Raw genomic sequence first — 15,819 nt, forward strand, 5'->3', positions numbered from 1 at the left:
GAGCAATTAAACGATTTATTTAAAATTTTTATTGACTGAAACCATAAGATCGGTAAAATGCACAGCATTCAAAACAAATTACTTTTTAGTAATTAATTTTGAGCCCGGGTGGTGAAATCGGTAGACACAAGGGATTTAAAATCCCTCGGCCTTTTTGGTCGTGCGAGTTCAAGTCTCGCCCCGGGCACCACTTTTTACCTATGCGGGAATAGCTCAGTTGGTAGAGCACGACCTTGCCAAGGTCGGGGTCGCGAGTTCGAACCTCGTTTCCCGCTCCAATTAAAAAGTAATAATTAAGACAAGAAGTTAGTGGCAATAATTTTATTTTTAAAGTCCTAATTTAGGTTTAATGATTTTTGTTGTTTGATTCATTTCTGGCATCCCCTTTTGCGTTATAAAATAACTCAAATATCAAATTAAATAAGGACTATTACAAATAATCAAATGTAGACAATTTAATCTCCCTTTAAATTTTCAATGCGTCAATAACAGCTCGTAGCGCAGGAGATATATTTCTATTAGGGTAATAGATATACGATGCTTCGAGCTTAAGACTAAAACGCTGTAGCACTCTAATGAAAACGCCTTTTTCTATATCATCCGCTACCAATTCTTCTGGTACATAGGCTAACCCCAATCCCAAGCGAGCAGCTTTAGCTTCCAAATAACTATCAGCAAAAACCCATTTTCCCTCAGGTCGGTGGGTAATTTTTTCGCCATCTTGATAAAGCTCCCACGAGTACAAACTTCCGTCACCATGCTGATATGCAATGCAAGGATGTGTCACTAAATCTGCTGGTATTTGTGGAAATCCATAGCGACGAAAGTGGTCGGGAGTGCCAACAATTGCCATTTCCATATCTGGGTAAATACGTACAGCAACCATGCCATCGTTAATTTCTGGACCTAGGCGCACACCTGCATCAAATCGCTCAGAAATAATATCAACAAACCTGCTTTCATTGATAAGTTCCAATCGGATATCAGGATAAAGTTGTTGAAATACCGCTAACTTAGGTAATAGCACTTTATCTATAACATGCTGGCTAGCATTGATGCGAACAGTACCTGATGGAGTATTACGATAATAAGCTAGAGAGGTTAGTCCGTCATTTAATGCATCAAATCCAGACAGTACTTTTTGATAAAATTGTCCACCCGCCTGCGTCAGAGATAATTTGCGCGTTGTGCGAACCAAAAGCTGTAAACCAAGGCGCTTTTCAAGCTCACGGATAGAACGACTTATCCCTGATTGTGCAAGCCCAAGCCGTTTTGCTGCAGCGGTAAAGCTTCCTTCCTGTACAACAATCATAAACAGGTAAAGATCATTGTAGTTTTCTCGCTTAGTTAGCAAAGTATTTTTTTACTCTTATTTATAACAATTTAGTATTAATCTTAGCATTTTTTCCCCACTAATCAATACTATTAATATTAATTATAATAATTACTAGTACAATTTCTGCTGTGTTATCTAAATATAACCTAAATCAGTAAAAGAAATGATTAACAAGAGCTTTTAGCAAAATTTGTTCCACCTACTACTATACTATTCACACCAATAAGTGGGGTTATAACTATGAGTACTGATAAGATAAATCAAATTTCACCTTTATCACTGTTCGAAAAATGGGACAAGACCTTTCCTAAAAGTAAAAAAGTTAATCACCGTAAAGTCGCCTTTCAGAACCGTTATGGAATTATATTAGTCGGCGATCTTTATATTCCCAAAAATCAAAATGAATGCAAATTAGCTGCAATCGCAATCAGCGGCCCTTTTGGTGCAGTAAAAGAACAAGCGAGCGGGCTATACGCTCAAACACTAGCCGAACAAGGTTTTATTACGTTGGCTTTTGATCCATCTTATACCGGAGAAAGTGGTGGCTACCCACGTAATGTTGCTTCTCCCGATATCAATACCGAGGATTTTAGTGCTGCAGTTGATTTTCTTGGTCTACAAAAAGAAGTGGATCGTAATCGTATTGGACTGCTCGGCATTTGTGGCTGGGGCGGTATGGCATTAAACAATGCAGCAATGGATACTCGTGTAAAGGCTGTTGCAACGAGTGTAATGTACGATATGAGTCGTGCAATGGGGCATGGAGTTGGTGATGGGAAAGATCGTTATTCAACAGCTGATCGACATTCTGTTTTACAATATCTGAACGAACAACGTTGGGAAGATGCTAAAACAGGTATTCCTACATTAGGTGGACATGATATTTATGTCGATGAGAAAGGTAAAGTCAGTGCTTCTAAACGTATTTTGCCAGAAACATTACCAGGAAATCCGCCTCCAGTGTTGAAAGAGTTTTATAATTACTACCGAATGCCTCGTGGTTTTCATCCTCGTTCTATTAATTCGGTTGGAGCTTGGAATGCAACAATGCCTCTTTCATTTATGAATATGCCACTACTAAGCTATGCAAATGAAATTACTATTCCCACATTAATTGTTACTGGTGAAAAGGCTCATTCTCGTTATTTTGCTGAGGATGCTTATAAAATGGTCGGCGGCAAGAAAAAAGAATTGGTAATTGTTTCTGAGGCAAATCATGTCGATTTATATGACAATACCACAGGAAAAATACCATTTACTAAATTTGAACAGTTTTTTAAGACCAACTTAAAATTATAAGGATAGATATTAGCCATCCTAACAAAATTAGCTGTATTTACTGATGGCTTTTATTATTATATAAATGACAAAAATGTTATTTATAATATTATGTTTTTATTAACTTTATTACTACTATATCCAGAAACAACATTTGCCCTTAATGCAAATCGGCCGGTTAAAAAGGTATGAGGATAGAGCTATAATGTCTAAAAAAAATCTCAATATACCAAACAATAAAACATACACACACTGGAGCGGTATATTTTCTATGACGCTATGCGTTTTTGTATTAATTGCTTCAGAATTTTTACCTGTAAGCCTGCTGACACCTATTGCCAGAGATTTACAAATTACCGATGGACAAGCAGGTCAAGGTATTGCTATATCAGGTATACTAGCAGTACTAACTAGTCTGACCATTCATAAATTTACAGGAAACTTAGATCGAAAACTACTGTTACTATTTTTTACGTTTTTAATGGCTTTATCCGGGCTAGTTATCGCTATCACATCCTATTACTTGGTTTATATTCTGGGAAGAGCACTGATTGGTATTGCTATCGGTGGATTCTGGTCAATGTCAGCTGCAACGGCCATTCGTTTGGTGCCACACCATCAAGTACCTAAGGCTCTAGCTATTTTCAATGGCGGTAATGCTCTTGCGACAATTATAGCCGCACCACTGGGAAGCTACTTAGGAGAAACAATAGGCTGGCGTGGAGCATTTATTTGTATCATTCCCCTTGCTATTTTTGCATTTATTTGGCAATACATTAGCCTGCCTACTATGAAAACCTATAAAGAAAATCAACCTAACAAGCCTATGCTTCAACTGCTAAAAAAACCAATTCTATCTATAGGCTTACTGGCATGTGGATTATTTTTCATGGGACAGTTTACTTTATTCACCTATGTGCGCCCTTTTCTAGAAACAGTGGCTAAGGTAGATAATTTTAATCTATCTTTAATTTTACTTGCTATAGGTGTCGCTGGTTTTATTGGAACAATGGTAATTGCAACCTTTCTGAAAACTAAACTCTATCAAACACTAATGATGATTTCTTTAATAATGACTGTTATTATCATAGGTTTATTTTTAACTAGTAGTCACATCTGGACTGTAGCTACTTTATTCAGTTTATGGGGATTGTTTGCTACGGCCGCACCAACTGGATGGTGGGCATGGATAGCACAAACATTACCCAAAGACGCAGAAATTGGTGGAGGACTAATGGTTGCAGTAATTCAATCATCAATTGCAATAGGTTCAACGATAGGCGGATTGTTATTTGATTATCTGGGTTGGCAAAGCAATTTTGCAATAAGTGGTATATTATTAATTGGTTCGGTAATAGCAACATCTATTGTATTTTATAAAAATAAAACAGATGGTTAGATAAATTATTTCTCTAATAATCTTTTAGGCTCTATTTTATCTTATCAGTTGATAAAAGATACCTTAAAGGACAATTCGAGAGTCATAATAACAGTCTACTGGAAAAGATTGCTAAAAAAGCATTATAAGTCATCATTTAACTAAATCATAACGAGATATTACTATGCCAAAATTAATTACTAGAATGTATAAAAAACTGAATATTATTAACAACAATATTCGACATTTAATTACATAGGTCTATTATATAATTTGCTAACAGTTGAAAATGTAAAGAAAGTTTATGATTAAAACAAAACATCAACGACTCTAATAAAAAACCAAATTGATGATATTTTATCTATCCGATATAATAGACCATTAAAAATCATTGACGTATCGAAATAGCTTTATATAATACACAACATCTAAATAAGAAACCTATCTAAGTCTCCTTAGCTCAGCTGGATAGAGCAACGGCCTTCTAAGCCGTAGGTCACAGGTTCGAATCCTGTAGGGGACGCCATTACAAGCAAGATTCAAACTAATTAAGTTTGGTAAGATACAATCTGGTGTATGTGTTGATTCTAAAGGAATATCTTACGATTTAAGCTATATTGTAACAGGGCTTTGTAAGATATTAATTTGCAGTAGCTCAAACTTAATCTGACATTTTATCTAATCAGACACCGTTATTTTTTCTTTGTGATATAAGCGACATATCTCTTGTCTGTGATAAGGCGTTAGTTTTGTTTTTTTATGTATATTTATTACAGTAGTTTCTCAAATTATTGTAAATAATTCTAGTAAATAATGCGCTTATCAAATACCTAATTTGAAAAAGGGTTTATCCCAATTTTAGAAAATGCAACATACAATCAAAATGGAATTTTTATTTTTTCCTTTTGTTTTACTAATTTAAACTTAGTTTTTGTTAGTGTATTTATTCCTGATTAAAGATACCTCTAAAAAAGTTGAGTCTAAGTGGGATTAAATGAGGTTAAAAAGCCTTGATAAACAAGGCTTAAAATAACAAAAAAAGACAATATGAGATTACGTGATATTAAATACAATTATTCCCATTCAATAGTCGCTGGCGGTTTTCCACTTATATCATATACGACACGAGAAATACCATTAACTTCGTTGATAATTCGATTTGAAACTCGTCCTAGGAAATCATAAGGTAACTGAGCCCAATGAGCCGTCATAAAATCGATGGTTTCAACTGCACGCAAGGATACAACCCAATCATATTTACGACCATCCCCCATTACACCTACTGAACGAACAGGTAAGAACACAGTAAAGGCTTGACTTACTTTGTGGTATAGATTAGCTTTATAAAGTTCTTCAATAAAAATAGCATCAGCTTGACGTAACAAGTCGCAATACTCTTTTTTAACCTCACCAAGTACACGCACGCCAAGACCTGGACCAGGAAATGGATGACGGTAAAGCATGTCATAAGATAATCCAAGTTCTAAACCAACTTTACGGACTTCATCTTTAAATAATTCGCGCAGTGGCTCAACTAAGCCCATTTTCATATCTTCTGGTAATCCGCCTACATTATGATGTGATTTAATTACATGGGCTTTGCCAGTATCAGCAGCAGCCGATTCAATAACATCTGGATAGATAGTACCTTGAGCTAACCATTTTACATCTTTTAATTTTGCCGCCTCTTCATCAAATACAGCAACAAATTCACGCCCGATAATTTTACGTTTTGCTTCAGGATCTGCTTCACCTTTTAGTGCAGCTAAAAAGCGATCTTCAGCATTTACAGCTATGATATTTAAGCCAAATTTATTACCAAACATATCCATAACTTGTTGAGCTTCGTTCAAGCGTAACAAACCATGATCAACAAATACACAAGTTAATTGATCGCCAATGGCTTGGTGCAATAGCAATGCTGTAACAGAAGAATCAACCCCTCCTGATAAGCCAAGTAATACTTTGTCATTGCCAACCTGTTCTTTAATTCGAGCAATAGCATCGGTAATAATTGAAGATGGTGTCCAAAGTTTTTCGCAGTGACAAATATCTATCACAAAACGTTGCAATAACTCGAAACCTTTTACAGTATGAGTTACTTCTGGATGAAATTGAACGCCATAAAATTGTTTTTCGTCATTAGCCATAATAGCAAATGGGCAAGTTTCAGTACGCCCAATCAGTGTGAAACTATCAGGCAAGGTTGTTACTTTGTCACCGTGGCTCATCCAGACATCAAGTTGATTAATTCCTTGTTCGCTTGTACTATCCAAAATACCATCAGTTAATTTTGACGATCCAATAAGATCCACTTTAGCATAACCAAATTCACGTTGGTTAGAGCCAGTGACTTGACCGCCTTTACCAACTTGAATTGCCATAGTCTGCATGCCATAACAAATACCCAAAACAGGTACGCCAGCATTAAAAACATACTCGGGAGCACGAGGACTATTATCATCGGTGGTACTTTCAGGACCACCTGATAAAATAATACCTTTAGGATTAAATTGTTTGATTTTCTCTTCTGATACATCCCACGGCCAAAGTTCACAGTACACACCAATTTCACGAATTCGGCGAGCAATTAACTGGGTAACTTGAGAACCAAAATCAAGGATCAATATGCGCTGTTGGTGGATGTCTTTTTTCATCAATTTTATTCCTAAACTATAAACTATTACAAAATTAGGATGCTATTGTATCATTTACCGATTAAATTGAGAGCATTAATTAAAAACAATTATAAATATTTTATATTATTAATAATTTTGGAATCATCTTATTACAAAATTCAATAAAATGGTCATCAAATTAACCTTGTAATAAGTCAACAGATCAAAGAATTGAATTCTCTTTACTTAATTAATAAGTGAACTTATAATAAGTAAACTTATTAAAAGGAGATGCTATGAATACCATTTCAATTTCTTTCATATTACCAACCAAAGCTAAACCAACTCAAATTTGGCAATACTATACTGATCTTAATTTAAGAAAATTATGGGAAACTGATCTTGAAGACTTTCGTATATTTGGTGACTTAAAAACAGGGGCTAAAGGTATTTTCAAATTACAAAATATACCTGAAATGGAAGTGACTTTATCAAAGATTATTGATGAGCAAGAATTTACAGAACAATTTGATATGCCTGAAATAGGTTTACTGTTTTTCTCACATCAAATTATGGAAATATCACATAATCAATATGCATTAAAATCAGAAATTTCTCTAAAACCAGATCTAAAAATGGATACTAAAGCATCCTATGATTTTATAAAACAGATTTCAGATGATATTATTGATAAAACTTACAAATTAAATGGCTTAGTTGAAGGGTAAATTATGACAAAGGACAATAAGTTTTTGACTCAATTCCGAACTGATTCTGAATCTATTGGTTTTGTTTTTATGAAAACTTATTCGTCCTGGCATACGAATATCAAAAATTGCTTGAAAAAACAGTCTATCACTCATCCCCAATTTATAGTGCTTGCAACGCTTGCTTATCTATCACAGCGACCAGACGAAATAACACAAGTTATTTTATCAAATAAAACAAATATCGATGTGATGACAATTTCCCAAATATTAGAGAATTTAGAAAAAAAGAATTATATAAAACGCTCTTGCTCAATTAAAGATAGTCGAGCAAAATCCATTCAATTAACACAAAAAGGATTGAATAAAGCAAATGAAACTGTACCTTTGGTTGAACAAATAGATAAAGATTTTTTTTCCATATTACAAGATGATAAAGAACAATTTATGAAAATGTTATTAACACTATCAAAAACCAACATGGAGGGATAAAATCATTTATAAATTTTTATTATTTATTGTTTTTATCAACTTTGAATGCTTGGACTTGACTTAAAATAAGTTTTTGGAGACCTTGTCTCAAATTTCTAGAACAAAATACTTTAAAACTGAATCTTTATAACTCAAGCTTTTAAAACTCATTACTTGGTTAAATTTAATTAAAAAAGGTGATATTGCATCACCTTTTATCAATCGTTAAAACGTTTTGCTAAACTTATTTTGTAGCGTTTTGTTCTTGTGCTGATTGAATTGCGGTTAATGCAATAGTGTAGACAATATCGTCAACTAATGCACCACGAGACAAATCATTCACAGGTTTACGCATACCTTGTAGCATTGGACCAATCGAAACAAGATCAGCTGAACGTTGTACTGCTTTATATGTAGTATTACCTGTATTAAGATCAGGGAAAATAAATACAGTAGCTTTACCTGCAACTTGTGAATTAGGCGCCTTTGATTTAGCTACATCAGGCATTACCGCTGCATCATATTGTAATGGGCCGTCAATCATTAGATCAGGACGTTTTTCTTGAGCAATGCGAGTTGCTTCTTTCACTTTTTCAACATCAGCACCTTGACCAGAACTACCTGTTGAGTAAGAGATCATCGCAACACGCGGTTCAATACCAAAGGCAATTGCTGTATCAGCTGACTGAATGGCAATTTCGGCTAACTCTTGTGCGTTTGGATCTGGATTAATTGCACAGTCACCATAAATATACACTTGATCAGGCATTAACATAAAGAATACCGATGAAACAAGAGAACTACCTGGTGCAGTTTTAATTAATTGTAACGGTGGACGAATAGTATTAGCTGTTGTATGCACTGCACCTGATACTAAGCCATCGACTTCATTAGCTTCAAGCATCATAGTGCCCAATACAACATTATCAGCCAATTGCTCACGAGCAATAACTTCAGTCATCCCTTTATTTTTACGTAATTCAACTAGGCGAGGAACATATTTTTCACGGATATTTTCAGGATCAACGATCTCTACTCCTTGACCTAAAGTCACGCCTTGTGAAGCGGCAACTTTACGCACTTCGTCAGGATTACCAATAAGAACACATTTTGCAATGTTACGTTCAGCACAAATTGCAGCTGCTTTAACTGTTCTTGGTTCGTTACCTTCTGGTAATACCACTACTTTTTTCGCATTACGTGCAAGTTCAGTTAATTGATAACGAAATGCAGGAGGAGACAAGCGACGTGCAGAATTCACTACTTCATTTAATGATTTAATCCATTTAGCATCAATATGATCAGCTACATAATTTTGGGTGTTTTCCATACGTTCTTTATCGTCAGCAGGAATTTCTAAATTAAATTGTTGTAGACTAATTGATGTCTGGAAAGTGTTGGTTTTAACCGTAAATACAGGTAAACCAGTATCAAATGCTGGTTGGCATAATTTTGCAATTTTATCGTCGATTTCATAACCACCAGTTAGGAGTACACCACCAATTGCCACACCATTCATTGCCGCTAAACTGATAGTAACTAACACATCAGCACGATCAGCAGAAGTCACTAAAAGTGCATTTGGTTGTAGGTGGTTAATAATATTTGGTACGCTGCGAGAGCAGAAAGACACATGTTTAATACGACGATTTTTAATACAACCTTCGTTAATGATTTTTGCATCAAAATGCTTAGCAATATCTATAGCACGACAAGCACTTAGATCAATATTCCAAGGAATACAACCAAGAACAGGCAATGGACTGTGTGCATTTAAATCATCGATAGTAATTTTCTTATCATCAAATTTAGGGGTATGATAAATTTCAGCAACATCAGGACGAGCAAGATTTTGCTCTTCAACTGGCGCATTAACTTTATTAACAATCACACCGACGATTTTATCATTTTTAATACCACCAAAGTTAGAACGAGCAATTTCAATACGATCTCTAAGTTGTTCTGGCGTATCTTTGCCCATATTAACTACAAAAATAATTTCGGCGCCAAGAGTTTTAGCAATATTATTATTAAGTTCATTAGCAAAAGGATAATCAGATGTTGGCACAATACCTTCAACTAAAACAACATCAGCTCCTTTAGTATTTTCGGCATAAAGGGCAACGATTTCTTCCATTAACACATCTTGTTGATTTAAACCTAATAGGTTTTCAACATGGCTCATTTTAAGCGGTTTTAGTGTTGGAATTGATGTATTGTTGCTCACTAGAGTTGTGGTATTATCTGGCGCATCGCCACCAGCTCTTGGTTGCGCGACAGGTTTAAACACATTTAAATTAATACCTTGACGCTCCATAGCTCGAATAACGCCCAGACTCACACCTGTTAACCCGACATTAGTGCCAGTTGGGATGAGCATAATTGTACGAGACATAATTATTACCTCTTAAATCTTTATTGTATAAAAACAAACCGCCATTTAGGCGGTTTTGAATATTTATTAAGCAGTTAGACGCGCAGCATCTTGAGCAATGACAAGTTCTTCATTGGTTGGAATAACCATCGCAATAGCTGAACCATCTTTAGTAATTTTGCCACCCTTACCAAAACGAGCTGCAAGGTTACGTTCTTGATCAAGTTCAAAACCAAGAATACCTAATTTTTGTAATGCCATACGACGCACTTCTTCTGAGTTTTCACCGATACCTCCAGTAAACACGATAGCATCTAAACGACCATCTAAAAGCATAGCATAGCCGCCGATATATTTTACTAAGCGATGAACAAACACATCTAAAGCGTTTTTAGCGTTTTCATCTGTTTCGTAATTATCGGTTACATAACGGCAATCACTGCTCACACCAGTCAAACCTAATAAACCAGATTTTTTGTTTAAAAGGTTATTAATATCAGCAACAGACATTTTTAAGTTATCATGTAAGAAGAACATAATCGCTGGATCGATATCACCACTACGTGTACCCATCACCAAGCCTTCAAGCGGAGTTAAACCCATTGAAGTTTCAACACATTTACCATTTTTAACAGCAGTAATTGATGCGCCATTACCTAAATGACAAGTAATAACATTAGTTTGGTCAACTGGTTTATTTAATAATTTAGCAGCTTCGCGACTAACATAATAATGGCTAGTGCCATGCGCACCATAACGACGAACACCGTGTTTAGTATAAAGTTCGTTTGGAAGAGCATATAGATAAGCTTCTTTTGGCATTGTTGTATGGAATGCAGTATCAAACACTGCAACGTTTTTAGTTTTTAGGTGTGGGAACGCAGCAAATGCTTCACGAATACCGATTAAATGTGCAGGATTATGTAACGGCGCAAAAGCAGATGCTTCTTCAATTCCTTTTAATACTGAATCATCAATAACAACTGACTGGGTATATTTTTCGCCACCATGAACAATACGGTGACCAATCGATTTAATGCTATCTAATAATTCTGGCTTTTGTGGAAAGATGCTATTAACAATAAAACGAATTGCTTCACTGTGTGCTGCACCAGCGCCTAAAGAAGCTTCGTTCTTAACACCATCAAGCTTCCACTTAATACGAGCATCAGGAAGATGAAAACATTCAGCTAAACCAGATAAAAACTCATCACCATTTTCAGGGTTTATAATGGCAAATTTTAATGATGAACTTCCGCAATTAAGAACAAGAGCGTTATTACTTGATGACATAGTAATTCCTATAAATTGAATAATAAAGACATATACCAATCAAAATTGGTAACTCAACACATGATTTAAAATCAATGTGACTACGCTAAGGTGACTTCTGATATCTTGTTTTTTGAGATAAAATAGAGAGAGTCCCCAATTTGAATGGCACTATTTTAAGACAATAAGAAGTGAATGTCGAGGAATCACAATAATATGAATTTAATAACCACATTTAAAGCAGGTCAAAGGTATATGAAGCTTTGCCCAGTAGACAAACAATTAACACATTCATTTCCTGAATTAAAAATTATTAACTACATAAAAACCGCAAATAAATACTTGCCTCCTATCATTATTGGCTTACTCTTTTGGCAGTATTTCATGCCGGCACAAATTGCTGTAACAATAATAACCATACTATTCACCTTAAGCATGCCTTTGCAAGGAATATTTTGGCTAGGAAAACGTGCTCTATCGCCCTTACCACTTAATTTAATTGACTGTTATAACCAATTAAAAATAAAATTAATTGCTAAAAAAATTATTGCCGAAAAAAATAGTTTAGATGACAATAAATTAACATTTGAAGCATTTATGAAAATTATCAACCTAGCCAAATTACATTTAGGTGATTATTTCGGTCAAGACAACGATAGCTCAACTTATTATAAAGAATAATCACAATGGCAAATTTACTCACTATACTACAAAAACAAATTGACAAATTAGAACAGCAAATTAATTTAGCAAACGAGCAACTATTTCAAGAACCTTATTTTGACGAGCAACTATTTCAAACTAATAAAGTTGTAACAGATAAAACGTTTTACCTTGAAAAAATCAAACAAACTTATCAAGTATTAGTTGCTAACATAAAATTAGAAAAAGTTGAACAAATAACTTTTTTATCTGACAAGTTAGTTAACCAAATTGCAGCCCTAACGCGTGAACTAGCAACCCAAAACCTACGCAAAAAAGGGTTCCAAAATATTATTGCAGAAACCTTAGCCCAAAAACATATGCGTCACCTAGATTACTTGCGCCGACTACAAAATATGAAATACGAACTAGAGCTATCGCCCGAAATTATCAATCAAAGTAAAATCGCCGCAATTGATAACCGAATTTACCGCTGTGAACAAGCAATTAAAAAGATTGAATTTGAAATTGAGAATGATATCAATTAATAAATTTCATACTTTCCTAATTTTAATCTGATCTCATTCATTTGATTGAACAGTTTTATTTGGATTTATCCTATAGTTAATTTACGATTAATCAATGCCCTGATACTTTTGAAAATAAATTAATAATCACAACACCAAACATAATAAACCCCATACCAACTAAAGCTGCAAAATCTAAAGTTTGTTTTAAAAAAACCCATGCAATTAAGCTTATTAATACAATTCCAATTCCAGACCAGATAGCATAAGCAATACCTACGGGAATAGTTTTTAGTGCTAATGAGAGTAAATAAAACGAAGCGCTATAGCCCACAATGGTAATGATGGAATAGATAAGATTGGTAAATCCATCAGATAGTTTTAATGAAGAAGTTGCAACAACTTCACAGATAATTGCAAAAAAAAGTAATAAATATGAATTCATCTTAATACCTATAGTCGTTAAATAAAAAGCCTATTACCTAAAATTAATGTTGAAATCTTATAACAATCAATATCTAATTAACTGTTAAACATTGATAGATGAAAAATATAGTTTTGCTTTGTTTTAATATCATTAATTGTGATGAAGAGGTAAAGATAGATAGCTATTAACGCTTGAAAAGGAAAAGCTTTATGATAGCTTAGGTTTCCATTTTAAAAAATAAATTATTAATTATTAATTATTAATAAAAATGCATATCAAACCAACTCCACTATTCTATATAATAGCCATTATTATACCTAAAAATAAGGCGCTTTGTAGTGCCAATAAATTCTGCACAAAAAATTTAGTAATTCTATAAATAATTTTGATATTTTAATTTTCTTATTATAGGTGTTAATGTAAAACAATCTGTTAATGGTGCACTATCTAATGCCCAGTAATTAATTAAATCCTCATAATCCTTATAATTGTTAAAAAGAATATTTAAAACCTTTTGAATAACTTTATCATTAGGGTTTAATCCCGAAGAAATTAAATCGTTACAAACATCAAGAGATAAAATCATTAATTCTTTTTTTTCTATTGAAGAATATCCATTATATAGATATGCAAAAATATATTTATTTAACCAATATTTTGTTCTATATTGATCTGGTAACTCATAAGCCCAATCCTGAGTAAATCGATCGCCATATGGCAAATTAAGGTCATCACATAATTTTTTAATTATTTGCATGTTATCCTCAAATTTTCAATTTAAAAATGATGAATTAAATGGAGTTAATATTCGTACTGATGCACCAAATTTCACAACTGCTCTTGCCATATCAAGGGAAATATTATCTCACTAAGTAAATAGTCTCTTTTTTCTCTACTCATATTTTTACTAGATGACCATGATATTTAGTCAGCTTATCCAAATAGCGGATAATTATTGGTAAGCTGACCGCAATATCAATACCTAACACTTCACAATTAAAGCCATTTTATTACATTGAATGTTCTGAAATGACGTTAATTTCTACTACCATCACTTATAAAATTCATTGATTAACATTCACAGTACCTATAACTTTTTTAATGATTCAAGGTGGAATATGTATTATTTTAGAGGATAGTTACATAACAATTAATCCAGACCTATTATCTTCCACCATAAAATTCCAACAGTAAATACGATAATTAGATTTACAACACTACAAATAAACCCAACTTTCCACCAAGTTTTTACTGGTACAAAACCTTCGGCAAATAATAGTGGATTTCGAGCATTGGCAAACTGTGTAATTGATCCAAAGTAGTTAGTACAAATAACCAACGCAAAAATTGCAGTTAGAGTTGGTACACCTAAGGCAATAGCGATCGATAGGAAAACGGGAAATAATGCAGCAATATGAGCATTTCCACTTGCAAAGAAATAATGTAAATAAACATAGGCAACACACAAAATAACTAATACTAATACCCAACTGCTTTCACCTAAATGACCTTGTACAGCTACACCTATTGTGTCCCCTAACCATTTTGTTACACCAAGTTTATTAACTTGCCCCGCCATCATAAGTAATGCCGCAAACCAAATTAATGTGTCCCAGGCAGCTTTTTCTCCTTTAATATCATCCCAGCTTAATACACCAGATAAGATCAAAATAGTTAAGCCAATAAACGCAGTAGTTGTTGAATCAATACCGAAGTTTTTACCAAAAATCCAAAGCGCTAACAAAAGTACAACAGTAACACCCATAATGATTTCTTTAACAGTAATTACCCCCATTTTCTTTAATTCTTCAGCCGCTAATTTTGGCGCTTCCGGTGTTCTTTTTAATTCTGGGTTAGTCAGAAAGTAAATCACCAAAGGTATCACAACGAATGAAACTAAACATGGCCCAATTGCTGCAACAAACCATTGTCCCCACCCTAATGTAATACCTAGTGATGTTGTAACTAATTTAGCGGCTAATAAATTTCCTGTAAATGCCGTTAGAAACATTGCCGAGGTGATATCATTTACATGGCTAATAGTTAGCATTAAAAAAGTACCTATGCGATTTCTTGATTCATCCTTGGGATTGGATTTAAAATTGATTGCTAGTGCTTCCGCTATTGGATAAATAACGCCGCCAGCACGTGCTGTTGTACTTGGAATAGCTGGTGCCAATGCAATATCAGTAACGGATAAACCATAAGCAAGTCCTAAGGTATTTTTACCCAAAATTTTAACAAGATAATAGGCTATTCGTTTACTTAAACCTGTTTTGATAAAACCACGAGCGATCATAAAGGCAATAACAATTAACCAAATAAGACTACTATTTAATTCGCTTAACGAGATTTTTATTGACTCAGTCGCTGTTGTTGCACCAGATGGTCTCAATACAGCAAAAACAGTAATTGCTAATAGACCAATTGCGCCAATTGGCATTATTTCGGCAACAATACTGGCAATTGTTGCAACAAAAATGATGCTGGTTTGCCAACCCTCTTGACTAATACCTTCAGGTGGAGATACAAACAACCAAAATATCGCTGAAATTACCACAATAATGATAAGTGGCAACCATTTTACTGGTGGTTTCTTTACTACGCTCATAATATTTTCCTTTTTAACTTAAATATTATTTAATTTATAGGGCGTGTTGATCTTTCGTGATTATTTTTTAGACGGCATGATGTGAGTTATAATAATTCTGTCAAAAACAACCATAACTCGATTCATCATGCCAAGAACAATGCTAACAGATAAACGGTGGGAAAAGCTACTACAAATA

General features: G+C 34.1%; 13 protein-coding genes and 3 tRNA genes. 9 read left to right on the forward strand and 7 right to left on the reverse strand.

Translation table 11 applies throughout. The features are described 5' to 3' along the window. Positions 1–102: 102 nt before the first annotated feature. A tRNA-Leu gene (locus ACGH6Q_RS09775) sits at positions 103–190 on the forward strand. A gap of 12 nt (positions 191–202) precedes the next feature. Then, positions 203–278, forward strand: a tRNA-Gly gene (locus ACGH6Q_RS09780). Positions 279–466: 188 nt separating this feature from the next. Here the strand turns inward: ACGH6Q_RS09780 and ACGH6Q_RS09785 are convergent. Further along, positions 467–1,354, reverse strand: coding sequence for a LysR family transcriptional regulator (locus tag ACGH6Q_RS09785; RefSeq protein WP_411592715.1), 888 nt, complete (start codon positions 1,352–1,354; stop codon positions 467–469). 189 nt (positions 1,355–1,543) lie between these two features. Between ACGH6Q_RS09785 and ACGH6Q_RS09790 the strand changes: the two genes are divergently transcribed. From ACGH6Q_RS09790 to ACGH6Q_RS09800, 3 genes are all read left to right on the forward strand, one after another. Then, positions 1,544–2,635, forward strand: a complete 1,092-nt coding sequence (locus ACGH6Q_RS09790) for an alpha/beta hydrolase (RefSeq protein WP_411592721.1) — start codon at positions 1,544–1,546, stop codon at positions 2,633–2,635. Between the two features lie 184 nt (positions 2,636–2,819). Continuing rightward, entirely contained in the window at positions 2,820–4,013 is a 1,194-nt protein-coding gene (locus ACGH6Q_RS09795) for an MFS transporter (protein WP_411592716.1), read from the forward strand. 428 nt (positions 4,014–4,441) lie between these two features. Then, positions 4,442–4,518 (forward strand) — tRNA-Arg (locus ACGH6Q_RS09800). 547 nt (positions 4,519–5,065) lie between these two features. On the opposite strand, the gene guaA is transcribed toward ACGH6Q_RS09800, so the two are convergent. Then, positions 5,066–6,649 carry a glutamine-hydrolyzing GMP synthase gene (gene guaA / locus ACGH6Q_RS09805; protein ID WP_411592717.1) on the reverse strand — a complete coding sequence of 528 codons (1,584 nt, stop codon included), beginning with the start codon at positions 6,647–6,649 and terminating at the stop codon, positions 5,066–5,068. A gap of 257 nt (positions 6,650–6,906) precedes the next feature. Here guaA and ACGH6Q_RS09810 point away from each other — a divergent pair, with 257 nt between their 5' ends. After that, positions 6,907–7,338, forward strand: coding sequence for a hypothetical protein (locus tag ACGH6Q_RS09810; protein WP_411588319.1), 432 nt, complete (start codon positions 6,907–6,909; stop codon positions 7,336–7,338). Positions 7,339–7,341: 3 nt separating this feature from the next. After that, complete coding sequence (locus ACGH6Q_RS09815) at positions 7,342–7,809, forward strand: MarR family winged helix-turn-helix transcriptional regulator (RefSeq protein ID WP_411592718.1); 468 nt, start codon at positions 7,342–7,344, stop codon at positions 7,807–7,809. Between the two features lie 223 nt (positions 7,810–8,032). Here the strand turns inward: ACGH6Q_RS09815 and pta are convergent, their stop codons facing one another. Together pta and ACGH6Q_RS09825 are read right to left on the reverse strand one after the other, a co-directional pair. Continuing rightward, a complete protein-coding gene (gene pta / locus ACGH6Q_RS09820; protein WP_411592719.1) occupies positions 8,033–10,183 on the reverse strand; it encodes a phosphate acetyltransferase in 2,151 nt (716 codons plus the stop codon). Positions 10,184–10,249: 66 nt separating this feature from the next. Further along, complete coding sequence (locus ACGH6Q_RS09825; RefSeq protein ID WP_296318361.1) at positions 10,250–11,455, reverse strand: acetate kinase; 1,206 nt, start codon at positions 11,453–11,455, stop codon at positions 10,250–10,252. 195 nt (positions 11,456–11,650) lie between these two features. On the opposite strand from ACGH6Q_RS09825, the gene yfbV reads away from it, so the two are divergent. Together yfbV and priC are read left to right on the forward strand one after the other, a co-directional pair. Continuing rightward, positions 11,651–12,115 (forward strand): terminus macrodomain insulation protein YfbV, encoded by a 465-nt coding sequence (yfbV, locus tag ACGH6Q_RS09830; RefSeq protein ID WP_167370046.1) that lies wholly within the window; start codon positions 11,651–11,653, stop codon positions 12,113–12,115. Between the two features lie 5 nt (positions 12,116–12,120). Continuing rightward, positions 12,121–12,624 (forward strand): primosomal replication protein PriC, encoded by a 504-nt coding sequence (priC, locus tag ACGH6Q_RS09835; RefSeq protein WP_065589141.1) that lies wholly within the window; start codon positions 12,121–12,123, stop codon positions 12,622–12,624. 91 nt (positions 12,625–12,715) lie between these two features. Here priC and ACGH6Q_RS09840 read toward each other — a convergent pair whose 3' ends face one another. The 3 genes from ACGH6Q_RS09840 to ACGH6Q_RS09850 form a co-directional block, all read right to left on the reverse strand. Further along, positions 12,716–13,048 (reverse strand): DMT family transporter, encoded by a 333-nt coding sequence (locus ACGH6Q_RS09840; protein ID WP_034910602.1) that lies wholly within the window; start codon positions 13,046–13,048, stop codon positions 12,716–12,718. Between the two features lie 355 nt (positions 13,049–13,403). Then, complete coding sequence (locus ACGH6Q_RS09845; protein WP_085164068.1) at positions 13,404–13,787, reverse strand: hypothetical protein; 384 nt, start codon at positions 13,785–13,787, stop codon at positions 13,404–13,406. Positions 13,788–14,180: 393 nt separating this feature from the next. Further along, positions 14,181–15,641, reverse strand: coding sequence for a DASS family sodium-coupled anion symporter (locus ACGH6Q_RS09850; protein WP_411592720.1), 1,461 nt, complete (start codon positions 15,639–15,641; stop codon positions 14,181–14,183). Between the last annotated feature and the right edge of the window lie 178 nt (positions 15,642–15,819).

Source organism: Gilliamella sp. BG2 (genome assembly GCF_046635645.1).
GTDB lineage: Bacteria > Pseudomonadota > Gammaproteobacteria > Enterobacterales > Orbaceae > Gilliamella > Gilliamella bombi.